The organism is Gordonia sp. McavH-238-E, from assembly GCF_022348225.1.
In the GTDB taxonomy this organism is placed as follows: domain Bacteria; phylum Actinomycetota; class Actinomycetes; order Mycobacteriales; family Mycobacteriaceae; genus Gordonia; species Gordonia terrae.
This window is the reverse complement of record NZ_JAKRFE010000010.1, coordinates 68,822-90,847: the sequence shown is the minus strand read 5'-3', so window position 1 is coordinate 90,847 and position 22,026 is coordinate 68,822. Positions and strand designations below refer to the sequence as shown.

General features: G+C 66.7%; 16 protein-coding genes and 2 tRNA genes. 10 read left to right on the top strand and 8 right to left on the bottom strand.

The window, feature by feature from the left end:
* The 3 genes from MHN80_RS16830 to MHN80_RS16820 all read right to left on the bottom strand — a co-directional run bounded on the left by MHN80_RS16830 (nucleotide 1) and on the right by MHN80_RS16820 (nucleotide 7,041).
* Complete coding sequence (locus MHN80_RS16830) at nucleotides 1–4,731, bottom strand: NAD-glutamate dehydrogenase (protein WP_239402718.1); 4,731 nt, start codon at nucleotides 4,729–4,731, stop codon at nucleotides 1–3.
* Nucleotides 4,732–4,771: 40 nt separating this feature from the next.
* A complete protein-coding gene (gene ettA, locus MHN80_RS16825; protein ID WP_004019585.1) occupies nucleotides 4,772–6,445 on the bottom strand; it encodes an energy-dependent translational throttle protein EttA in 1,674 nt (557 codons plus the stop codon).
* Nucleotides 6,446–6,612: 167 nt separating this feature from the next.
* Nucleotides 6,613–7,041 carry a single-stranded DNA-binding protein gene (locus tag MHN80_RS16820; protein WP_004019578.1) on the bottom strand — a complete coding sequence of 143 codons (429 nt, stop codon included), beginning with the start codon at nucleotides 7,039–7,041 and terminating at the stop codon, nucleotides 6,613–6,615.
* Nucleotides 7,042–7,198: 157 nt separating this feature from the next.
* Between MHN80_RS16820 and MHN80_RS16815 the strand changes: the two genes are divergently transcribed.
* Nucleotides 7,199–7,783 (top strand): chorismate mutase, encoded by a 585-nt coding sequence (locus MHN80_RS16815; protein WP_239402717.1) that lies wholly within the window; start codon nucleotides 7,199–7,201, stop codon nucleotides 7,781–7,783.
* A gap of 12 nt (nucleotides 7,784–7,795) precedes the next feature.
* Here the strand turns inward: MHN80_RS16815 and MHN80_RS16810 are convergent, their stop codons facing one another.
* Complete coding sequence (locus tag MHN80_RS16810) at nucleotides 7,796–9,820, bottom strand: cytochrome c oxidase assembly protein (RefSeq protein WP_239402716.1); 2,025 nt, start codon at nucleotides 9,818–9,820, stop codon at nucleotides 7,796–7,798.
* Nucleotides 9,821–9,953: 133 nt separating this feature from the next.
* Between MHN80_RS16810 and MHN80_RS16805 the strand changes: the two genes are divergently transcribed.
* The 4 genes from MHN80_RS16805 to MHN80_RS16790 all read left to right on the top strand — a co-directional run bounded on the left by MHN80_RS16805 (nucleotide 9,954) and on the right by MHN80_RS16790 (nucleotide 13,349).
* A tRNA-Arg gene (locus tag MHN80_RS16805) sits at nucleotides 9,954–10,027 on the top strand.
* Nucleotides 10,028–10,500: 473 nt separating this feature from the next.
* Nucleotides 10,501–10,971, top strand: coding sequence for a hypothetical protein (locus MHN80_RS16800; protein ID WP_239402715.1), 471 nt, complete (start codon nucleotides 10,501–10,503; stop codon nucleotides 10,969–10,971).
* A gap of 303 nt (nucleotides 10,972–11,274) precedes the next feature.
* The gene (locus tag MHN80_RS16795; protein WP_064571476.1) at nucleotides 11,275–11,637 is read left to right on the top strand and encodes a hypothetical protein; all 363 of its coding nucleotides are present in this window, start codon (nucleotides 11,275–11,277) and stop codon (nucleotides 11,635–11,637) included.
* Nucleotides 11,637–13,349, top strand: coding sequence for a hypothetical protein (locus MHN80_RS16790; RefSeq protein WP_239402714.1), 1,713 nt, complete (start codon nucleotides 11,637–11,639; stop codon nucleotides 13,347–13,349). The genes MHN80_RS16795 and MHN80_RS16790 overlap by 1 nt, the downstream gene beginning before the upstream one ends.
* On the opposite strand, the gene MHN80_RS16785 is transcribed toward MHN80_RS16790, so the two are convergent.
* Entirely contained in the window at nucleotides 13,332–14,651 is a 1,320-nt protein-coding gene (locus tag MHN80_RS16785) for a uracil-xanthine permease family protein (protein ID WP_239402713.1), read from the bottom strand. The two genes, MHN80_RS16790 and MHN80_RS16785, sit on opposite strands and share 18 nt — an antisense overlap.
* 137 nt (nucleotides 14,652–14,788) lie before the next feature.
* Between MHN80_RS16785 and MHN80_RS16780 the strand changes: the two genes are divergently transcribed.
* From MHN80_RS16780 to cmrA, 3 genes are all read left to right on the top strand, one after another.
* Nucleotides 14,789–15,337 carry a PadR family transcriptional regulator gene (locus MHN80_RS16780; RefSeq protein ID WP_239402712.1) on the top strand — a complete coding sequence of 183 codons (549 nt, stop codon included), beginning with the start codon at nucleotides 14,789–14,791 and terminating at the stop codon, nucleotides 15,335–15,337.
* Nucleotides 15,338–15,402: 65 nt separating this feature from the next.
* The gene (locus MHN80_RS16775; protein WP_239402711.1) at nucleotides 15,403–17,466 is read left to right on the top strand and encodes an NADPH-dependent 2,4-dienoyl-CoA reductase; all 2,064 of its coding nucleotides are present in this window, start codon (nucleotides 15,403–15,405) and stop codon (nucleotides 17,464–17,466) included.
* A gap of 41 nt (nucleotides 17,467–17,507) precedes the next feature.
* Nucleotides 17,508–18,314: a mycolate reductase gene (gene cmrA, locus MHN80_RS16770; protein ID WP_239402710.1), complete on the top strand. Its 807-nt coding sequence runs from the start codon at nucleotides 17,508–17,510 to the stop codon at nucleotides 18,312–18,314.
* A 15-nt stretch (nucleotides 18,315–18,329) separates the two neighbouring features.
* Here the strand turns inward: cmrA and MHN80_RS16765 are convergent, their stop codons facing one another.
* A complete protein-coding gene (locus MHN80_RS16765; RefSeq protein ID WP_239402709.1) occupies nucleotides 18,330–19,910 on the bottom strand; it encodes a helicase HerA-like domain-containing protein in 1,581 nt (526 codons plus the stop codon).
* 61 nt (nucleotides 19,911–19,971) lie between these two features.
* On the opposite strand from MHN80_RS16765, the gene orn reads away from it, so the two are divergent.
* Nucleotides 19,972–20,571, top strand: coding sequence for an oligoribonuclease (orn, locus tag MHN80_RS16760; protein ID WP_239402708.1), 600 nt, complete (start codon nucleotides 19,972–19,974; stop codon nucleotides 20,569–20,571).
* 102 nt (nucleotides 20,572–20,673) lie between these two features.
* A tRNA-His gene (locus MHN80_RS16755) sits at nucleotides 20,674–20,746 on the top strand.
* A gap of 227 nt (nucleotides 20,747–20,973) precedes the next feature.
* Here MHN80_RS16755 and MHN80_RS16750 read toward each other — a convergent pair.
* Together MHN80_RS16750 and MHN80_RS16745 are read right to left on the bottom strand one after the other, a co-directional pair.
* A complete protein-coding gene (locus MHN80_RS16750; RefSeq protein ID WP_239402707.1) occupies nucleotides 20,974–21,198 on the bottom strand; it encodes a hypothetical protein in 225 nt (74 codons plus the stop codon).
* Between the two features lie 122 nt (nucleotides 21,199–21,320).
* Nucleotides 21,321–21,968 (bottom strand): hypothetical protein, encoded by a 648-nt coding sequence (locus tag MHN80_RS16745; protein ID WP_239402706.1) that lies wholly within the window; start codon nucleotides 21,966–21,968, stop codon nucleotides 21,321–21,323.
* Nucleotides 21,969–22,026: the final 58 nt, after the last annotated feature.

Below are 22,026 nucleotides of genomic sequence, written 5' to 3'. Positions count from 1 at the left end.
TCAGCGGATCACACTCCGCAACTGGCGCGCGGCGACCGAGAGGGTGGCCAGATCCGCGGCGCCGGTCTCGTCGATCTCCCGGAGCACGCTGCGCACGCGACTCAGCCGGTACGACTGGGACGACTCCCACTCGGCGATCTTCTCCGCCGTGCTCTCCTCGGGTTCGCTGACCTCGAGGATCTTCAGGGTCAGCGCCCGTAGCGCACCGTGCATGTCGTCTCGTACGGCCAGCCGTGCGAGCGCGTGCCACCGGTCGCCGTAGTCGAGATCCGACACCGCCGTGAGCAGCTGCTCCAGTCCGAAATGTTCCATCACCGCGAAGTACAGTTCGCCGACCTCGCCGTCATCACGGTCGGCGATCTCGGCGGCGTCGATGATGTCGAGCAGACAGAACCGGTGCAGGCTCACCGCCACGGTGTGCGCGAGGTCCTCGGGCACACCGAGATCGACATACTTCTGGGCCCGCTCGGCGACGTCGCGTACCGAGGTCGGGCCGTACCAGTCGTCGGCGACGGTGGACAGCGCCGCCACCCGCTCGCCGTACCGGGTGATCTCGGCGGCCATGGCCAGCGGCTGCGGCCGAAAGGCGAGCAGCCACCGGGAGGCCCGGAACAGCAGTCGGCGCGCGTAGAGCATCATCTCGTCGACCGCCTCGACCGGGGCGGGCGCGTGCCGGATGCCCTCGATGACCTCGTTCATGCCGAACACCTTGTTGGACACCACGTATGCGCGTACGCCTTCTTCCGTGGTGCAGCTGCTCCCCTCACTCAACCGGAACAGGTGCGTCATCCCGGCGTGGTCGATGACGTCGTTGACAAGGGTCGTCGCGACGATCTGGCGGCGCAGCCGGTGCCCGCTGATCGCGTCGGGGTACTCGGCGCGCAAGGCGTCCGGAAAGTAGCGGGCGACGCGGGGTGCGAAGACGTCGTTGTCGGGCAGGTCGGTGGCGAGCAGGTCGGATTTGGACTCGAGTTTGACGTGCGCCATGAGCGTGGCGAACTCCGGTGAGGTGAGACCGCGGTGGAGTTCGCCGCCGACGCGGCGACGCAACTCACGCGCATCGGGCAGCGCTTCCAGACGCAGGTCGACGCCCCGCTTGGCCGCGAGGTGTTCGAGCATGCGGGCGTGGACCTCGACCCGTGTCAGCTCGAACGTACGGCAGAAGCCGAGTTCGGAGTTCTGCGAGATGTTGTCCGCGAGAACCAGTTCGGCGACCTCGTCGGTCATCGACTCCAGCAGCGGATCCCGGTCGCCGGCGTCGAGGTCACCGGCGGACACCGCCGAGTCGAGCAGGATCTTGATGTTGACCTCGTGGTCGGAACAGTCGACACCGGCCGAGTTGTCCAGGGCATCGGTGTTGATCCGGCCGCCGGCGAGGTCGAACTCGATTCGACCCCGCTCGGTCACCCCGAGATTGCCGCCTTCGCCGATCACCTTGGCCCGCACCTCGTTTCCGTCGACGCGGATCGGGTCGTTGGACTTGTCGCCGACACTCCCGTGCGATTCGGTCGAGGCCTTGACGTAGGTACCGATCCCGCCGTTCCACAGCAGGTCGACCGGTGCGAGAAGGATCGCGCGGATCAGCTCGGGCGGCGAGAGTTCCTCGACGCCGTCGTCGATCCCCAGCGCGCTCGCCATCTCCGGACTGATCGGGATGGACTTGCGATCACGCGCCCAGACGCCGCCGCCCGCGCTGAGCAGGCCCGTGTCGTAGTCGGCCCACGAGGACCGGGACAGTCCGAAGAGCCGTGCCCGTTCGGTGAACGACTCCGCCGCCTGCGGATCGGGGTCGACGAAGATATGCCGGTGGTCGAAGGCGGCGACGAGTCGGATGTGCTCGCTGAGCAACATGCCGTTGCCGAAGACGTCTCCGCTCATGTCGCCGATCCCGACGACGGTGAAATCCTCGGACTGGGTGTCTTTCCCCATCTCGCGGAAGTGGCGCTTGACCGACTCCCAGGCCCCGCGTGCGGTGATACCCATGGCCTTGTGGTCGTAGCCGGCGGATCCGCCGGAGGCGAAGGCGTCGCCGAGCCAGAACCCGTACGACGTGGACACCTCGTTGGCGATGTCGGAGAAGGAGGCGGTGCCCTTGTCGGCCGCAACCACCAGGTAGGTGTCGTCGGAGTCGAGTCGGACGACCCCGCGGGCGGGGATCACCTCGCCGGTCGTGAGATCGATGTTGTCGGTGACGTCGAGCAACCCGGCGATGAACTGCCGGTAGCACGCGATTCCCTCGGCCCGCTGCGCCTCCCGGTCCCGCGCGGCGTCCCCGGAGGGCGGCGGCGGTCGCTTGACGACGAAACCGCCCTTCGCACCGAGCGGCACGATCACGGCGTTCTTCACCGCCTGCGCCTTCGCGAGTCCGAGGATCTCGGTTCGGAAGTCCTCGCGACGGTCCGACCACCGCAGGCCGCCGCGGGCGACCGAACCGAATCGGAGGTGGACCCCCTCGACACGCGGCGAGTAGACGAAGATCTCATGCAGCGGACGGGGTTTCGGGGTCTGCGGGATGTCGCGCGGACGGAGTTTGAACGAGATGACCGGACAGTGGTCGGTTTCGGCGTCCCGGCCGCCGACGAAGTAGTTCGTGCGATCGGTCGCGCTGAGGACCGCGGCGAACGCGGAGACGATGCGGTCGGCGTCGAGGCTCAGCACGAGTCCGATCTCCTCGGCAAGCCGTTCGCGCAGTCGTTCTCGGCGCTTCTCGTCGGCGGTCTCGGGGTCGAAGGACTCCACGAAAAGATCCACCAGCCCGCGGGTGATGGCGAGATGCTGCCCGAGTACGGCGGCCACGTGGGCCGAGCTGTAGGAGAATCCGCACTGGCGCAGGTACTGGCCGTAGGCCCGCAGCATCGCCGCCGACCGCCAGTCCAGACCCGACCGGATGACGAGTTCGTTGTAGGCGTCGACGTCCGCGCCGGCCAGCCAGATGCGCCGGAAGGCCTCGGTGAACCGGTCGGCGAGATCGTCGGCGTGATCCAGGTCCACGGTCATCCCGGCCGCGAGCTGGACACTGAATTCGTATGCCCAGCAGACTGTCTCATCCAACCGATGGATCTCGTAGGGATGTTCCTCCAGGACGTCGAGGCCGAGACTGTGCAGCACCGGCAGGACGTCGGTGAGTGTTGCCGACGCTCCGCAGAGGTAGAGCGTGAAGATCCACCGGTCCTGCGGCGCGTCTCCTCCCGACTCGGCGGCGTCGAGGGTCACGACGATCTCGCCCGGCTGCAGACCCACGACGCGAATCAGGTCGGCGAGCGCCGCGCGCGGTTCACGAAGCTCCTTGTAATCCTCCGACAACGAGGACAACTGGCGCAGCAGCACGTCCGGGCCGCCCCCGAGCCCGGGGATGTCCTCGGCGGCAGCCAGTTCGCGAACCCGCTCGTCCCAACCGCGGATCGCGGCCGCCAGCGAGGCCTGCATCCGCGCGTGGGCTGAGGATCCCGTGTCGACGGACCCGAGCTCGGCAGCGGTCGTCGGGTCGATGCAGACCAGCACCTGCAACAGCGCCAGCGGCATCTCACTGACGCGCGCCGTGTATTCCAGTGCCGTCCCGTCGACTTCGGCGACCAGCGCACGTTCGAGTGCCAGCCGGCTGTCGGTGTTGTAGCGGTCCCGGGGAAGGTAGATGAGCGCGACCGCGGTGCGTCCGTCGAAGTTGGTGCGCACGAAGAGGCGCAACGACCGCGTCGCCACCGCGTCGAGCATCTCGGTGAGCCGACGTTCGAGCTCGTCCTCGGTCGACGAGAACATCTCCACCAGCGGGTAGTTCTGCAACAGTTCGATCATCGACTGCCCGGCAAAGGAGTCCTCCTCGACACCGGCGTGCGCGAGGACATCGTGCACCTTGCCCCGCAGCACCGGGACGTCGAGAACGGCCTGGTGGTTGCCCGCCGAGGTGAGGGTGCCAAGGAACCGGTGCTCACCGTTGTGTTCACCGCTCCCGTCGAACGTCGGAACCTGGAGCAGCACAGGGAAATTCGTCCGCTGGATGCCGGTCGCAACGAACACCCGGCTCACCCTGGGCATCAGTCGGCGGTCGGACACCGACGGGAAATCGCGGTCGATGGAGTCGGTTCGCCACACGCCGAGACGTTCGGCGTCCGCCACGGAGCCGTCCACACCCACCCGCGCATAGCCCAGTGGATGGAAGTGATTACCCGCGAACCACTCGAGAAGAGCTGCGTATTCACCGCGCTCGGCATCGCCGACGCCGGTCTGTGCGAGCGGCGCGTCGGCCATCTCGCCGGCACACGCCACCATGCGCGCACGCATGTCCGATGCGTCGGCATCGACGTCGATGACCCGCGAGACGACTTCGCGGAGATCTTCGCGCAACGGCTCCGGGTCGATCCCCGGATGACGCGCGAGACCGCTGACGACGATCCACGACTCAGAGGTCGTCTCGCCGGCGTCGACGGCGACGAGTGTGCCCTCGGAGTCGCGTCGTACCGGCATCACCGGATGATCCATCCGGTCGACGGTGAGGTCATGTGCCTCGACCGTGGCCAGGACGGCTTCGACGAGCATGGGCATGTCGTCGTTGACGACGAGGATCTCGACCGTTCCGCCCTCACCCGCGGTCACCTCGACGAGCGCCTGCCCGCGACGGCGGACGCGAGCGGCATCGAGATGCCTGATGACCTGGTCAGCGGCCGACTCGCCTGCCGACCCGTCGGTCCGCGACCTGAAGTAGTGGTTCACCGCGTCCGGAACGAGTGACGTCACATCTGCCGATGCTAGTCACCCGCGCCGGACGGGGTCGGGATTAATCGCGAGTGAGTTTGCGGTGTGTGACGCGGTGGGGGCGGGCGGCGTCGGCGCCGAGACGGTCGATCTTGTTCGCCTCGTAGGCCTCGAAGTTGCCCTCGAACCAGAACCACTGCCCCTCTTCGACGTTGCCCTCCCACGCCAAGATGTGGGTGCAGGTCCGGTCGAGGAACCAGCGGTCGTGGCTGATCACCACGGCACAACCCGGGAACTGCTCGAGCGCGTTCTCCAGTGAGCCCAGGGTCTCGACGTCGAGGTCGTTGGTGGGCTCGTCGAGCAGGATCAGGTTGCCGCCCTCTTTCAGGGTGAGCGCGAGGTTCAGTCGGTTGCGCTCACCGCCGGAGAGCACCTCGGAGCGCTTCTGCTGGTCGGGCCCCTTGAACCCGAAGGCGCTGACGTACGCGCGCGAGGGCATTTCGTTCTGACCGACCTCGATGTAGTCGAGTCCGTCGGACACGACCTCCCACACCGTCTTCTTGGGGTCGATGTTGGCGCGGCTCTGGTCGACATAGCTCAGCTTGACCGTCTCGCCCACCTTGACGGTGCCCGAATCCGGCTGCTCGAGGCCGACGATGGTCTTGAACAGGGTCGTCTTGCCGACGCCGTTGGGTCCGATCACGCCGACGATGCCGTTGCGCGGCAGCGTGAACGACAGATCCTTGATGAGAACCCGGCCTTCGAAGCCCTTGTCCAGGTGGGAGACCTCGACCACGACGTCGCCCAGACGAGGCGGCGTCGGGATCTGGATCTCCTCGAAGTCGAGCTTGCGGGTCTTCTCCGCCTCGGCGGCCATCTCCTCGTACCGGGCCAGACGGGCCTTGTTCTTGGTCTGACGGGCCTTGGCGCCCGAACGAACCCAGGCCAGCTCTTCCTTCAGCCGCTTCTGGAGCTTCTGGTCCTTCTTGCCCTGGACCTCGAGACGCTCGGCCTTCTTCTCCAAGTAGGTCGAGTAGTTGCCCTCGTACGGGTGCAGCTTGCCGCGGTCGACCTCGCAGATCCACTGCGCGACATGGTCGAGGAAGTACCGGTCGTGGGTCACGGCCAGCACGGCGCCGGGGTAGCTCGCCAGGAACTGCTCGAGCCAGAGCACCGACTCGGCGTCGAGGTGGTTGGTCGGCTCGTCGAGCAGGAGGAGGTCGGGCTTCTGCAGCAGCAGCTTGCACAGCGCGACGCGGCGCCGCTCACCGCCGGAGAGGTGGGTGACCGGCGAGTCGGCCGGCGGACACCGCAGGGCGTCCATGGCCTGCTCGAGCTGCGAGTCGAGGTCCCAGGCGTCGTTGTTGTCCAGGTCTTCCTGGAGTTTGCCCATCTCCTCCATCAGCTCGTCGGAGTAGTCGGTGGCGAGCTGCTCGGCGATCTCGTTGAAGCGGTCGAGCTTGACCTTGATCTCGCCCATGCCCTCTTCGACGTTCTCCTTGACCGTCTTCTCCTCGTTCAGAGGCGGTTCCTGGAGCAGGATGCCGACCGTCGCGTCGGGGTCGAGGAAGGCCTCGCCGTTCGACGGCTGGTCCAGGCCGGCCATGATCTTCAGGATCGACGACTTGCCCGCGCCGTTGGGGCCCACCACGCCGATCTTGGCGCCCGGGTAGAAGGACATGGTGACGTCGTCGAGGATGACCTTGTCGCCGTGCGCCTTGCGAACCTTCTTCATCGTGTAGATGAACTCAGCCACGTGAAAACTCCTTCGGACCTGCTCGATGCCGTGTGATTGTCAGCCGCGGACGCGGGGGTGGGCGCCCAGAGCGCACACACATGGAATCCAGCCTAGTCGCCGCCGGATGCCGGGCGACGGTCCGGTGGGTTCGGGCCCTGTCACGCGGGCCCGATCCGACCGTCAGGTCACGCCGCCGACTCCTGGGCTGCCGGCGCCGGCGCGACGGTCGGCGCGTCGACCGCGCGTCCCTGCGCGGGCGTGCCCCGATAGGTGACGACGCAGCGGCTCAGATCGAGCCCGACGGCCACCGCCGTCATCTCGAGATCGGAGCGGCGTGACCCGTCCGCCGATGGGTACTCGTTGGTCTTGATCTGGCCGTGTGCCATCACCGGCCGCCCCTTGGCGATCGCCAGGCCGACGCCGGTGAGCAGCCGCCGCCAACAGCTGACCGTGAGATACAGCGTGGGACCGTCCGTCCATTCGCCGGTGCTCTTGTCGATGCGGCGCGACGTGCATGCCACGCGAAACGAGATCACATCCTCGCCGGTGGTCGTCTGACGCCGGCGGGGATCGGACACTACGGTTCCGATGACGGTCGTGTACGTCTCAAACATGGTCGTCTCCTACGGGTGTCGGCCACGGGAAGGTGTGGCCGACTCAGGATCACCCGCGACGGCATGAGAAAACGCCCACCTTCGCCGGCTGTGGAGAATCGAACGGGTTACCCACAGATCACCGGCGCACCGGGCGTTCCCGCCCTAGGATCGCGGAATGCGGATGCGCGGGTTTCTGGTCGGTCTGATCGCGACGGTCATGATGCTGCTGGCCCCGCCCCTCGCGGGCGCGGCGCCGAGCACACAGATCGGGTTGACCGGCTTGACCGAGGCGACGGCAGGCCGACTCGCACTGGCCGACTCCGTCGCCGCGACCAAGTGGGCCTCCGGCGCAGCCATCGACGACCCGGCCCGCGAACAGGTGGTCCTGGACACGGTGTCGCAGTTGGCGCTCGACCGCGACCTCGATCCGGCCTACGTCCGCAGCGTCTTCCGCGACCAGATCGAGGCGAGCAAGACCGTGCAGCGCGGGTTGTTCGCCCGATGGCAGTTGCCCGGTCAGACGGCGCCGCCCGCGACGCCGGATCTCGGCCCGGTCCGGACGGCGATCAACGCGTTCACCGTGGCGATCGTCGACGAGCTGGCCGCTGCACGGGGACTCGTGACGAGCCCTCGGTGCCCACCGGAGCTGGTCGCCGCGACGGGATCCACCGCTGCGGGGCTCGGCTTCGATCCGCTGCACATCGGTGCCCTGATCCAGGCCGGGTCGTCGGTCTGCACAGTGTCGACGGGGTCCAGCTGAGGCGGATACGGCTCAACCGCGCTTGTTGAGCTCCTTGAGCATCTCGTTGTAGCTGCCGAGGTCGGCGTCGTGGTCGCGCACGGCGTTGCGGTCGTAGCGTCGCGCCTGCCTGGTGTCGCTTCGTTGCCACTGCACGAACAGCGAGAGCAAGACCACCACGAGCGGGATCTCGCCTGCAGCCCAGGCGATTCCGCCGCCGACGCGCTGATCGTCGAACAGGTCGTAGTTCCACGGGAGATTCAGTCCACGGTAGTAGGTCTCGGCGATGACCGCGGTGGTCATCATCAGCGCGATTCCGAAGAACGCGTGGAACGGTATCGAGGCCATCACGAGGCCGAGTTTGGCCACCGGTGACACCTGACGCGGCGCCGGGTCGATGCCGATCACCAGCCAGTAGAACAGGTAGCCGCTGATCAGGAAGTGGAGATTCATCAGCAGATGAGCCGCGTGATACTGGACCACGGCCTCGTACAGACCGCCCAGATACAGCACGTAGAAGCTGCCGACGAACATGACCGCGGCGATCAGCGGGTGGGTCAGAATCCGGGACGGCGCCGAGTGCACGCCCAGCTGAATCCATTCGCGTGGTCCCGGCGGATTGCCCCGTCCGGCCGGCGGCAGCGCCCGCAACGCAAGCGTCACCGGGCCGCCGAGCACGAGCAGCACCGGCACCATCATCGACATCAGCATGTGCGCGATCATGTGGATGCTGAACATCGCCGGCGCATAGCGGCCGAATCCCGACGACGTCGCCAGCAACAGCAGCAGACACCCGAGAACCCATGCCACGGTACGGCCGACCGGCCAGGCGTCGCCCCGGCGCTTCAGGCGGATGACGCCGCGCAGATACACGACGGCCAGGACGATGGCGGCGAGACCGAAGATCAGATCGAAGCGCCACTCGGTGAGAAGGCGGACGAACGTCGGCGGTCCGTCGAGGTCGTATCCGATCGCGTTCTCGGTCGCCGAGATCTCCGCGGTGTCGACGAGGGGCGGCGGAGTACGGCCCAGACCGACGGCGAGCCCGAAGGTCGCCGCGAACACCGCCAACTCGACCAGGCCGAACCGGACGAACAGTGACGGCTTGGCGTCGGAATCCAGTTGCGCGATGGTCACCCGCCGATGCCAGGCACCCAATCCGCCGAGCACGACGAGGGCCACCACCTTGGCCACGACGAGGCGGCCGTACGTGTCGGTGAACAGGTCCCCCACCGGTACCCGCACCAAGGCGTTGACGACGCCGCTGGCGCCGACGACGAGGATGCACCAGAACGCGACGCGAGAGAACCGTCGGACCGCGAGCGCACGCCACCGTCCGTCGGCGAGGGCATAGACCACGACGGCGGCCAGCCCACCGAGCCACAGGGTCGCCCCGATGATGTGCAGGATCAGGCTATTGGTGGCCACGTCGTGGTTGCCGCCCGACGACGAGTGGCCTGCCAGCGCCGAGGGCATCAGGCTGAACACGGCGAACGCGATCACCGCGATCGTTGGGCCCCAGTGCAGGGTGATCCGCGCGATGATGGCCGCCACCAGCGCGAACACTGCGGTCCAGAACCACGTGCGCACCTCTGCGACCTGGCTGTACGCGGTCAGCAGATTGGCGGGTCGGATCGCTTCGCCGAGGGGCGCCCCGCTGACCTCCGACGCCGAGAACGGCATCAGGAGGAGGGCGCAGACCGACCATGTCAACGCACTCGCCGCGGCGATGCGGATGGCGCGATAACCCCCGACGTCGAGGACACCACTCGCCTGGGGCGGGACGAAGAACGCGGCGAACACGGCCGAACCGAGCGCGATGGCCGCGGCGAACTCGCCGACCGCGGTCAGCGCCGGCGCGCCGTAGGTGGTGAGGGGCCCCGGATCGGGTACGCCGGTCAGCCGCAGCGCCGACGCCGCGGAGATCGCGGTGACGGCGACTGCGACGATCGCGGCGAGCCAACCCGATGCCCACAGGATCGCGGTGACGACCCCGCGCGGTTCGTTCATCGCGTCGCGATGCTGCTCCGCGGAGGCGGGCGTCGACGTGCGGGTCATCCCTCAACTGTAGGACCGGCAGCTGACGCGATCCCAATTCGACCTGGCCCGCCGTGGCGCACGGCATACCCGCGGCCGTGTCGTAGACTCTCTCTGCCCGGCAACTGGTGTGCGATGTCACGCCCGCCGGTCAGCCTCCGTAGCTCAGGTGGATAGAGCAAGGGCCTTCTAATCCCTAGGTCGCAGGTTCGAGTCCTGCCGGGGGCACTGCAAGTTCGTTCGCGACCCAGATCACGGCCTCGCGCTCGCAGTCGCGGGATGGACGGTCCTTGGTCTGTGGCGCCGTAAAACCTCGGACCGGCTGACCGTCTCCGTCGTCTCAGACTGGGCGTCCACCCGCGTGGTCATCCCTGACGCCATCGGCGCGCGGTGTTCGACTCCCCCACAACGATGCTGGGGCTAGCGACCCGTGTCCAAGAGGTACTTGACGATGGCCCCACCATCCGCGCATGGTACTGCGGCGCCTTGCGTTCCGAAACGCACGTTACCGCCAGGTCCATAATCTTCACATGACTCCCCTCATGCGCCTCGTCCACGTCATCGCGCTAGTTTGCGCCGTGGCGTTTACGACGCTGCTTGTCCTCGCGCGAGTTCCAGAAACGCGGCACCTAATCGCTTGGGGGCAAGCACCCGCGTGGATTACAGCAGGAGTGCCCTTCTTCGCATTGGCAGGTGTACTCGTGGCAATTGCGAAGTGGCAGGACGACAACAAATTCAGACACGAGGACGAAGCCAATCAAGCCAGATTAGTCGCGGTGCTCACCACACCGGACGGGGCCAAAGGTATTCGAAATCGGAGCCCTCAGCCCATCTATGACGTCCACGTTCGCTCTATAATCTCAGCAGCAGATCACCAGCCGCTTCTAACCATTGGCCAATTTCAACAGAATGAACTTCCCGCAGGCGACACACTTGTCCTTGCGCAATTCAATGCCGGCGTCAACCAGAGCACAATGATCGGGTTCACCGACGCGAACGGCCGGAGGTGGTACCGCATCGGTTCATTTGCCCCGCAGAGACTGACTGGCAAATTCATCGATCCGCCTCCCAAGTCACTTTTTGACGCGCACATGAGCATACCCAGGCTTGGCCTAGACCACGAAGACCTCAGGGAAGGCCACTCCGACTCGACGCGGCGCGAAAGCCACTAGCAACGGTGCCTCACTCAGGTAGGCGATGCGGTCGACATACACTAGCGCTGGTTAACCCGTCAAACCCAGACAACTTCGTAGGACTCCACACCCTCGGCCACCCGGCGAGGCTAGGTCCTAGACCAAGTAAGCGAGCACCCTCACAGTTCGCTCACAAGTCCGCGAACGACAGCTTGCAGGACGAGTTCGGCGGACGACCGACCATTGCGAAAGCTGCCCCAACAGATCGGGAACCGACCGGGGCACTCCGCGCGTCAAAGTCCTGCACCACCACTTCGGTGGGTCGCGACTCCCTGGAGGATCATGATGCTCCCCGCCCCACTGTCCGGATTTCCGCCGCCGTCCCGCGGGCGACGATTTGGAAGCCGTTCGACGACTTCACAATTCGGCATCGATCCCGCCGAGGTCCAGGAGATCGCGCGTACCTGGCGGGCCTCCGGGATCGCTATCCACGCCGCGGATGTCGAGGCCATCGGTGCGGCGTTCGCGCCGTCGAGCCGGGTGGCTCGAGCCCTCGCTGCGGTCGCCCGCCCCGCGCGCCTGGCGGTCGACTCCATCGGCGAACGACTCACCTCGATGAGCGGGATGCTGCGAACCTTCGACTCGACGGTGGCCGCCACCGACGCGCGATCGGGCGCGCTCTTCCGCGACCTGGCGGACCGCTGATGCGGCCCACCGTCTCGCAGTTGCGTGCGTGGAATCCGCAGTCGTTCACCGACGCCGGGTCCGCCGCGGTCGCGGTCGCCGAGTCCCTCGACACCGGCGTGGACACCGCAGTCCGCGCCTTCGACTCCGCGTCGTCGTGGTCGGGTGTCACTCATGATGCCGCGAACCGGGCCATCTGGGCGGAACACGATCATGCGGGCGAGATACGCAATGTGCTGCACATGGTCGCCGACGAGGCGACCGACGCCGGTGCCGACCTCTGTCACGCCCGCGACTTCGCGCTGGGCGTGGTCCGCGGCGCCGAGGGGCTGGGCTTCACCGTCTTCGACGACGGCACGGTCACCCATCCCGACACCGACCGCGCCGGCCAGGCCGCCCTTCTCGCGGACTCTGTCTCCGATGCGCTCGACACCGTCGACACACTCGACGAGCGGTATGGCGAACGACTCGAGGATCTGACCGCCGACCTCGCGTCGATGATCACCGGTCAGCCCGATGTCCGAGTACCGGGCGGAACAGCCATGGATGCCGATGCTGTCGTCCGCATGTTAGAAGCGCTCACGCCGACCCAGGTGCGGGACATCGTCGGACAGATGGACCCGGACGAGGTGCGTCGTCTGATGCAATCGAACCCGCACGTCGTCGGAAACCTGCCCGGTGTCCCGTTCGCCATCCGGGCGCAGGCCAACGAAATCAACATCCGGAACGCTCTCGTGGACGAGATCCAGGCCGGCCGTGCAGAGGGACTCCGGGCCCGGACTCTCCGTGGGCTTCTCGAGCCGACACCCGAGCCGACCACGGCGGGAACACCCCGCGGTGACGACGGGCTCGTCGAGCGGACCTTCCTCACCTTCGTCAACACACCCCGGGGCCGCCTGGTCGAGATGATCGGAGCGCTGCGGCCCGGCACCACGAACACCGCGATCTACGTTCCGGGCACCGGGACGAACCTCGACACCGCAGTCGGCCGCAACCGCACGGCGGCAACCGAACTCGCGACCCGCACGGGCGGGCCCGTCTTTCTCTACCTCGACGGCGACCTGCCCCCGGACCTACGCGCGGCGGCGAGCCCGAGTTTCGCCGCCGCCATGGCGCACCGCCTGGAACTGTTCGGCTCGGAGTTGGACGTCGAGATCGCGCGTCACGCGCCCGCGGCGACCACCACCTACATCGGCCACAGCTACGGCGGATCAATCGTGGGCTCGGCCGAACAGCTCGGTCTGGCCCCCGACCGCGTCATCTATGCGTCGTCGGCGGGCACCGGAATCTACGACACCCCGCATCCCCAGGGCGTCGATCGCTACTCGCTGACCTTCCCCGGCGACCCCATCCACTATGTGCAGTCACTCCCCGGCAACCCCCACGGGCACGACCCCGACACCGCACCCGGCGTGAAAAGGCTCGACACCGGCACAGTCGATGCAGACGGACGCACAGTGAACGAAAACCGACGCACAGTCGACGGGGGGCTCGTCACCCACGGCGCCTACTGGAACGATCCGGAGTCGACGGCCTTCCAGAACATGGTGAAGGTCATCGTCGGCGCCGAACCCGATCTCTACGTGCCACGCAAACCCGATGTCGCCGAACTCCCACCGCCGGTCGGCGCACCCGCTCCCCTGTGGTGGCTCTATCTCTTCAACGATCGTGCCGATGGGGACATCGACCTACCTGGCCCGTTTCCCGACATCCCGCTACGGCTGCCGTGGTGAGTGCTCCTCCCGGTCGACATCGACCGTCCCCCGCCATCCGCCGATGAGCCGCATGGAGTGGTAGATGACCAGTGCCGCGACCGATCCCAGCGAGATGCCGGCGAAGACGAGGTCGCCGACCTGCCAGGTGTAGTCGGCGATGCCGATGATGAGCGGGATCGCCGCGGTGAACTGGTTGATGGGCTTGGAGAAATCGACCTTGTTCCGCACCCAGATCTGTACGCCGATGACGCCGACCAGACCGTAGAGCGCCGTCGTGACACCGCCGAGCACACCCGGCGGGATCGCGGCGATCACGGCACCGACCTTGGGCGAGAGCCCCAGCAGGATCGCGGCGCCGCCCGCCACCCAGTAGGCCGCGGTCGAGTACACCTTGGTCGCCGACATCACGCCGATGTTCTCGGCATAGGTCGTCGTGGCCGAACCACCGCCGCTGCCCGCGAGCATGGTGGCCACTCCGTCCGCGGCCAGCGCACGACCCATGGTGGCGTCGTAGTCCTCACCGGTCATCATCGCCACCGACTTCACGTGGCCGATGTTCTCGACGACGAGGACCAGCACGACCGGGAGGAACAGCGGCAGCACACCCAGCTCGAACGTTGGCGTCTGGAAGTCGGGCAGACCGATCCACGCGGCGTCGCCGATGCCGGAGGTGTCGATGTAGTCCTTGCCGCTGTCGATCCGGTCCAGGATCAACGCGAGGACATAACCGACCACGACGCTCAGGAAGATCGCGAGTCGTCCCAGCAGGCCGCGGAACAGCACTGCCGAAGCCACCAGCAACACCAGCACGATCGTCGCGAGAACCGGATCCTCGACGAAGTTGTTCTTCGCCGCCGGTGCGAGATTGAGGCCGATCAGCGCGACGATCGCGCCGGTCACCACCGGTGGCATGAGGGTCTCGATCCATCGGACACCGGCGAAATGGCTGATGAGTCCGATGACGACGAGCATCGCGCCGACCGCCACGAGTCCGCCCAGCGCCGACGACGCGCCGTCAGAGGCGACGGCGGCCGTCACCGGCGCGATGATGGCGAAGCTCGAACCCAGGTAACTGGGCAGTCGGTTGCGGGTGATCAACAGGAACAGGATCGTGCCGATACCGGAGAAGAACAGCGTCGTCGACGGCGGGAACCCGGTCAGCACCGGCACCAGGAACGTCGCCCCGAACATGGCGACCACATGTTGCAGACCGATGCTGACCGTGCGAGGCCAGGTCAATCGTTCCTCGGGCGCGACCACCGCGTTGTCGGTCAGCCTCCACGACAGCAGTTTCAGAGACCTCGTCTCCGGTTCACTCATGCCGAACAGTGTGCGGCACCGACCTCACCGACGCCTCACTTCGGGTCCCCAGTCACCTCGGCACGCCCGCTCGATATGCAACTAGACTCATATACACCTTGTTGCATAGTGCGTTGTTGCAATGTTAGCTTGCTCTCATGGCGCTCGAACATGCGATTCTGGTGTCGCTGGCCGAGCGACCCGGAACGGGCTACGAGATCGGTCAGCAGTTCGACCGCAGCATCGGCTACTTCTGGTCGGCCACGCACCAGCAGATCTACCGGACACTCAAGAAGCTCCTCGACGACGACCTCGTCAGCGTCGAATCGTTCAGCCAGGATGGTCGCCCGGACAAGAAGGTCTACACGATCTCCGATGCCGGTCGCGACGCCCTCGCCGAGTGGGCCATGAGTCCGACTCCGCTGCAACCGCTTCGCAGCGACATCGGCGTGAAGCTACGGGCCGCGGAGTTCGGTGACCTCGCCGCCATCATCGGCGAACTCAAGGCACACCGCGACGAACATCTCGCACAGCTCAAGCTCTACACCGGCTTCCAGGCCGACTATTACCCCGATCCCGACGCGCTGATCGGCCGCAAACTGCACCAATACCTCGTCCTCCGCGGCGGCATTCGCCAGGAGGAGGGATACATCGAATGGTGCGACGAGGTCATCCACGGACTCGAACGCGAACTGACCGAGAGCTGAATCCGCCAGTCCCCCAGACCACGAACACCGCCCACCCAGGTTCCACCGAGATGAAAGGTCGCGCCATGTCAGCCCCGACGGCACAACCGAATCAGCACTATCCGCACCTGTTCACGCCCCTGCAGATCGGCGGCATGACCATCGAGAACCGATTGGTCATGGGGTCGATGCACACCGGTCTCGAAGATCGGTTCTGGGACACCGACAAGTTGGCCGCGTACTTCGCCGAACGAGCGAAAGGTGGTGCGGGACTCATCATCACCGGCGGGTTCGGCACCAGCCGGACAGGCCTGCTCGCGTTCGCCGGCGGCAAGATGACCAACGTCGTCGACATGACCCGCCACAAGCGCGTGACCAAGGCCGTGCACGACGAGGGCGGCAAGATCGCGATGCAGCTGATCCACGCCGGCCGATACGGCTACACACCGTTCAAGGTCGCACCGGGCACCGATCCGTCGCCGATCCACCCGTTCAAGCACCTGAAGATGACCGAGCCGATCATCCGCCACGTCATCCGGTCGTTCGGCCAGTCCGCCAAGCTCGCACGCAAGGCGGGTTATGACGCCATCGAGATCATGGGCGGCGAGGGCTATCTCATCAACCAGTTCCTCTGCCCCCACACCAACGACCGCACCGACAAATGGGGCGGCAACACCGAGAACCGCCAGCGCTTCCTCGTCGAGGTCATCAAGGAGATCCGCCGTCAGGTCCCGCGCGACTACCCGGTGATCCTGCGCCAGTCGATCGCCGACCTGATCCGCAAGGGCCAGACCTGGGACGAGGTCGCGCTGATGGCCCGCAAGGCCGAGCAGTACGGCGTCGACGCGATCAACACCGACATCGGCTGGCACGAGGCGCAGGTCCCGACGATCGTCACCTCGGTGCCGCGCGGCGCGTTCGTGAAATTCACCGAACGCCTCCGCGACGAGGTCTCGATCCCCCTCATCGCGGCCAACCGCATCAACACCCCGGAGCTCGGCGAGGAGATCCTCGCCAACGGCCGCGTCGACGCCATCCAGATGGCGCGCCCGTTCCTCGCCGACCCCCACCTGGCGAACAAGGCCCGCGAGGGCCGGTCCGACGAGATCAACACCTGCATCGGCTGCAACCAGGCCTGCCTCGACCACGCCTTCGTCGGCAAACACGTGTCGTGCCTGGTGAACCCGATCGCGGGCCGCGAGACCACCCTGATCCTGGGTCCGACGCGAAAGGCCAAGCGCGTGGCCGTGATCGGCGCGGGGCCGGCCGGCCTGTCGGCAGCCGTGGCCGGTGCGCAACGCGGCCACAAGGTCACCCTGTTCGAGGGTGGCGACTCGATCGGCGGCCAGTTCTCCATCGCCGCACGCATTCCGGGCAAGGAGGAGTTCAAGGAGACGATCCGCTACTTCACCCGCCAGATCGAGGTGCTCGGTATCGAGGTCCGGCTCAACACCCGCGCCGACGCCGAGGCGATCATCGCCGAGAGGTACGACGACGTGATCGTCGCGACCGGCGTCGTGCCGCGCATCCCGAGCTTCCCCGGCGTCGATCATCCGATGGCGATGTCGTACGCCGAGGCCGTGCTCGGGCATCGGGAGATCGGCAAGCGGGTGGCTGTGATCGGCGCCGGCGGTATCGGTTTCGACGTCAGCGAGTTCCTCACGACCGATGAGTCGCCAACCCTGAATCTCAAGGAATGGGAACAGGAGTGGGGTGTCACCGACGACCCGGAGAAGCCCGGATTCGTCACCAAGCCGCGGCCCCTCCCCCCGGTGCGCCAGGTCTACCTGGTCCAGCGCAAGGCCGGCAAGCAGGGCAAGTCGCTCGGCAAGACCACCGGCTGGGTGCATCGCGCGACGATGAAGATGAAGGGCGTCGAGCAGATCACCGGCGCGACCTACGACAAGATCGACGATCAGGGACTGCATCTGAGCTTCCGCGACGACGAGGGCAACGTCACCGACACCCGCGTTCTCGAGGTCGACAACGTGGTCATCTGCGCGGGCCAGGAATCGGTCCGGGATCTCGTCGACCCGCTGACCTTGGCCGGTGTCACCACACACGTCATCGGCGGAGCCGACTACGCGGGTGAGCTCGACGCCAAGCGCGCGATCCGCCAGGGCACCGAGGTGGCCGCGGGTATCGACTGACGGTCGGCCTCGGCGTGAGAGGCGGCGGCTACCATTGCGACATGCCGGTACCGCCGCCCTCCGCCACCGCCCGCGCCGTCGTGACCGGGGCCTCGTCCGGGATCGGACGGGAACTCGCTCGCGCGTTGGCCGCCCGAGGTCACTCGGTCATCCTCGTCGCCCGCCGCGGTGAGCTTCTCGAGGAGCTCGCGGGCGAACTGCGGACGGCCCATGAGGTCTCGGTCGAGGTCCGTGCTGTCGACCTGTCCGACCCGACGAAGGTCGAGGTGCTCGCCGCCGAGTTCGCCGGGCGCGACATCTCGATCCTCTGCAACAACGCGGGCATCGCAACATTCGGTCCGGTCGCCGAGCTCGACGCCGACTACGAACGCGCGCAGGTCCGGTTGAATGTCAACGCCGTTCACGACCTCACCCTGGCGGTACTGCCCCAGATGGTGAAGCGCGGCTCCGGCGGCATCCTGATGGTCGGGTCGGCGGCCGGCAACATGCCGATCCCCAACAACGCGACCTACGCGGCGTCGAAGGCGTTCGTGAACAGCTTCAGTGAGTCCCTGCGCGGCGAGGTGTCCGCGCAGGGCGTGCACGTCACCCTGCTCGCGCCCGGACCGGTGCGCACGCACACCCCCACCCCCGACGAGGCGTCCATCGTCGACAAGGTCGTCCCGGATTTCCTGTGGCACTCCTCGGCCAAGGTCGCCGAGGTGAGTCTGGATGCATTGGCGCACAACAAGATGCGGGTCGTTCCCGGCACCCTGTCGAAGGCGATGTCGGTGGCGGGCGGTTACACACCGCGCTCCGTGGTGGCGCCCATCGTCGGCGGCTTCTACCGCAAGTTCGGCGCCGAGTAGCCCTCGCGGCAGCGTTCAACGCCGCCGGCGACGTCCGGTACCGAAAATCGCGCGGCTGAACTCACGTCCGGCCGCACTGGCCGCCGAGCGCAGGAAACTCTGCATCGGCTTGCTGGTCAGCACCTCGGTCAGCAGCCCCGGCTCCTCCGATGCGGGACCCGGTGTCGGAGCCGGCGCAGGCGACGGAGCCGGAGCCGGCGCATCGGCGGGCTCGCCCGGCGCCAGAGTGTTGGCGGCGAGCATCTCGTAGGCAGACTCCCGATCGACCGAGGTGCCGTACTTCGCATACAGCGGTCCGGCTTTCGCGGCGGCCGTGATCGCGTCGGCCCCGATCGCCTCCATCGACGACCGCGGCGCACGGATCACCGTCCACGCGACCGGTGTCGGCGCGCCGCGCTCGGACAGCACCGTCACGATCGCCTCGCCGGTACCGAGGGAGGTCAGGGCCTGTTCGAGGTCGTAGACCTCCGACACCGGATACGTTTTGACGGTCGTGCGCAGCGCCTTCTGGTCGTCGGGGGTGAAGGCCCGCAGCGCGTGTTGGACTCGCGCACCGAGCTGCGAGAGCACCTCCTTGGGAATGTCGGTCGGCAGCTGAGAGCAGAAGAAGACGCCGACGCCCTTCGACCGGATGAGTTTGACGGTCTGGACGACCTGGTCCACAAAGGCCTTCGACGCGTCGTCGAACAGCAGGTGCGACTCGTCGAAGATGAAGACCAGCTTGGGTTTGTCGAGGTCGCCGACCTCGGGCAGGAATTCGAACAAGTCGGCCAGGATCCACATGAGGAACGTCGAGAACAGAGCGGGGCGGGCCGCCTGGGTACCGAGCTCGAACAGCGTGATGATGCCGCGCCCGTCGGGCGCCATCCGGATGAGGTCGGCGGGATCGATCTCGGGCTCGCCGAAGAACGTGTCACCGCCGTCGGCCTCGAGATTCGACAGCGCACGCAGGATCACGCCCGCCGTCTGACGTGACACCCCGCCGATCCCCTTCAGTTCGGCCTTGCCCTCGTCGCCGGTGAGGAAGGCGATGACCGACCGCAGGTCTTTGAGATCCAGGAGCGGCAGACCCTTCTTGTCCGCCCAGTGGAAGATGAGGCCGAGTGTCGACTCCTGAGTGGCGTTGAGTCCCAACACCTTACTGAGCAGGATGGGCCCGAAGGAGGTGATCGTGGCGCGGATCGGCACCCCGATCCCCTCCGACCCCAGCGAGACGAACTCGACCGGGTGCGCGGCCGGTTGCCAGTCGTCACCGGTCTGCCGGGAACGGTCGGCGATCTTGTCGTTGCTCACGCCCGGCCGGCTGAGTCCCGACAGGTCACCCTTGATGTCGGCCATCACGACGGGGACGCCGTTGCTCGACAGCTGCTCGGCGATCAGTTGCAGCGTCTTGGTCTTTCCGGTCCCGGTCGCACCTGCGACGAGACCGTGTCGATTCATCATCGACAGTGGGATACGGACCTTCGCCTCAGGATCCACCTGCCCCGACACCGAGACGGCGCCCAGCTCGAGTGCGGTGGTGGTGAACGCGTATCCGGCGGCGATGCTCTGGGCTGCACCGCCCTGGGCGGGACTGGAGGCTTCGGTCACGAGCACACGATAGCCCTCGGGGCCGATCTCCCGCGGTTCTGCGCGCTGGGTTGGCTAAGGTTGTCGGGTGCAGGACAAACTGGTGTGGATCGACTGCGAGATGACCGGACTCCGCCTCGAGTCGGACAAACTCATCGAGATCGCGGCCCTGGTGACCGACGGCGACCTCAACATCCTCGGCGACGGCGTCGACGTCGTGATCCACGCCGACGATGCCGCCCTCGCCTCGATGCCGGACGTGGTGACCAAGATGCACGCGGCGTCGGGTCTCACCGAGGAGGTGCGGGCGTCCACGGTCACCCTCGCCGAGGCCGAGAAGATGGTCCTGGACTACATCCGCACACACGTGACCACAGCCGGAGCGGTCCCCCTCGCCGGTAACTCGATCGCCACCGACCGCGGTTTCATCACCCGGGACATGCCCGAACTCGACGCCTACCTGCACTACCGCATGGTCGACGTGAGCTCCATCAAGGAGCTGTGCCGTCGCTGGTATCCGAAGGTCTACTTCGGTCAGCCGGAGAAGGGCCTCGCACACCGGGCACTGGCCGACATCCGCGAGTCGATCCGCGAGCTGCGCTACTACCGCGCAGCGGCGTTCGTGCCGCCTCCCGGACCCGACACCGACGCTCTTGCCGACATCGTGAAAGACCTCGGCCCCGCGTGAACACGCTGGTCGGTTAACCGATTGGAGTTCTGCGGCACCGACCCGCTAGAGTGTTGATGGCTCTGAGACCCGGCGCTGACGCCCAGGTTTCCGACGCCGATGGTGGATGTAGTTCAGTTGGTAGAGCACCAGGTTGTGATCCTGGCTGTCGCGGGTTCGAGTCCCGTCATCCACCCCGACGAAGCCCCGCCTGCGATCCGCAGGCGGGGCTTTCTCGTGTCCGTCGTGCGACAGCCATGCGACATGGTCGATCCGGTCATTCCGGCCTTCGGATGTCCCATAAGACCTGCGGCGGCGAGGACGCCGTGATCGAATCTCGAAGCGCCTGGGCGAGTAACTGCTCGACACCGGGGCTTCACAGGTTGACGTAGTGAACAGGCGCTACCAGTCGCGAAGTGGTGTTCAGCCGAGGAGATCGCCGAAGCCGCGTTTCTCCAGGCTCAGGACGAGGCTCTTGCTCGGGTAGTTGTGCTGCAACCACTGTCTGATGCCCTCGGCCTGCCGCGGTCGCGGGGCGTCTTCCAGGTGCAGGCTGGACAGCAACTGACCGACGAAAGCCGGCTCGGGCCGCTGTTCACGGGCAGGCACGAATACGGTGTCGTCCCAGAGACGATGTGAGATACCCATGGCCGCGTCCAACCCATGTCGAATACTGGTGTGTCGAGTGGAGATGTGAATCCTCTTTGTGCCTGCGGCCCACAATACCGACTTGTACAACCCCAGGACGTACCAATGCCTGTCTCTGCTGATCAAGTGCTCGCGACCCGGATACGAATGACAGGCACGCCACCGCTGTCGTCGACGCCGAGGACTTCAATCGTGACGAACGACGGCAGCAGAAGTTCTCGCTGGTAGCGCAGTCGCTCGTCGCCGGACAGCGACACCCACAATGCGCGCACGCCCACAGGGATCAAGACCTCGATCAATGCTGGACCGCCGCCCAACGAGGGACGCGTGAACTCGTCGATCGCAACCTGCCGATCGATCGACGTGCCGAAGAATCCGGCAAGCAACACCTCCTGGCCGCCCAGCTCCCCGAGGTCGGTGTGGTCGACCCCGAACACCTTCCGGATATCCCGCACCCCGCGGTACGCCTGCACTGGTCGACGCAAGCGATGTCGGCGCACGAGTGCGTCCAGCTCCTCCGCCTTCTCCATGTAGTACGGGTCGTCGGACTCTCCGCGGGTGGCTTTCTGCAGCTCATCATAAGTTCGGTCGTCGCGCTGCCAGGTATCGATGATCGCGCGCTCATCCGCCGTCAGTGCCGCGTCGTCCGCGAGGTACTCGGCATCGAGAACCTCTGCCGCGGCGTCGCTATCCGCAGGAGTGGGCCCGCCGATGGGCTCGTCGTCCGGTGTGGGGGTCAGCGTCAGACCTTCCGGTGGAGGTGGTGCCATGCCGTCAGGTGAATCGTATGCAGGCCCCGTGACAGGTTCAGTCTCGCTGTCGATGTGT

Bases quoted from the DNA above. Each gene is read 5' to 3' on its own strand.
- MHN80_RS16820 (WP_004019578.1), bottom strand. From the start codon at position 7,041: ATGTTTGAGACGTACACGACCGTCATCGGAACCGTAGTGTCCGATCCC.
- MHN80_RS16815 (WP_239402717.1), top strand. From the start codon at position 7,199: ATGCGGATGCGCGGGTTTCTGGTCGGTCTGATCGCGACGGTCATGATG.
- MHN80_RS16810 (WP_239402716.1), bottom strand. From the start codon at position 9,820: ATGACCCGCACGTCGACGCCCGCCTCCGCGGAGCAGCATCGCGACGCG.
- MHN80_RS16795 (WP_064571476.1), top strand. From the start codon at position 11,275: ATGATGCTCCCCGCCCCACTGTCCGGATTTCCGCCGCCGTCCCGCGGG.
- MHN80_RS16790 (WP_239402714.1), top strand. From the start codon at position 11,637: ATGCGGCCCACCGTCTCGCAGTTGCGTGCGTGGAATCCGCAGTCGTTC.
- MHN80_RS16785 (WP_239402713.1), bottom strand. From the start codon at position 14,651: ATGAGTGAACCGGAGACGAGGTCTCTGAAACTGCTGTCGTGGAGGCTG.
- MHN80_RS16780 (WP_239402712.1), top strand. From the start codon at position 14,789: ATGGCGCTCGAACATGCGATTCTGGTGTCGCTGGCCGAGCGACCCGGA.
- MHN80_RS16775 (WP_239402711.1), top strand. From the start codon at position 15,403: ATGTCAGCCCCGACGGCACAACCGAATCAGCACTATCCGCACCTGTTC.
- cmrA (WP_239402710.1), top strand. From the start codon at position 17,508: ATGCCGGTACCGCCGCCCTCCGCCACCGCCCGCGCCGTCGTGACCGGG.
- MHN80_RS16750 (WP_239402707.1), bottom strand. From the start codon at position 21,198: ATGGGTATCTCACATCGTCTCTGGGACGACACCGTATTCGTGCCTGCC.
- MHN80_RS16745 (WP_239402706.1), bottom strand. From the start codon at position 21,968: ATGGCACCACCTCCACCGGAAGGTCTGACGCTGACCCCCACACCGGAC.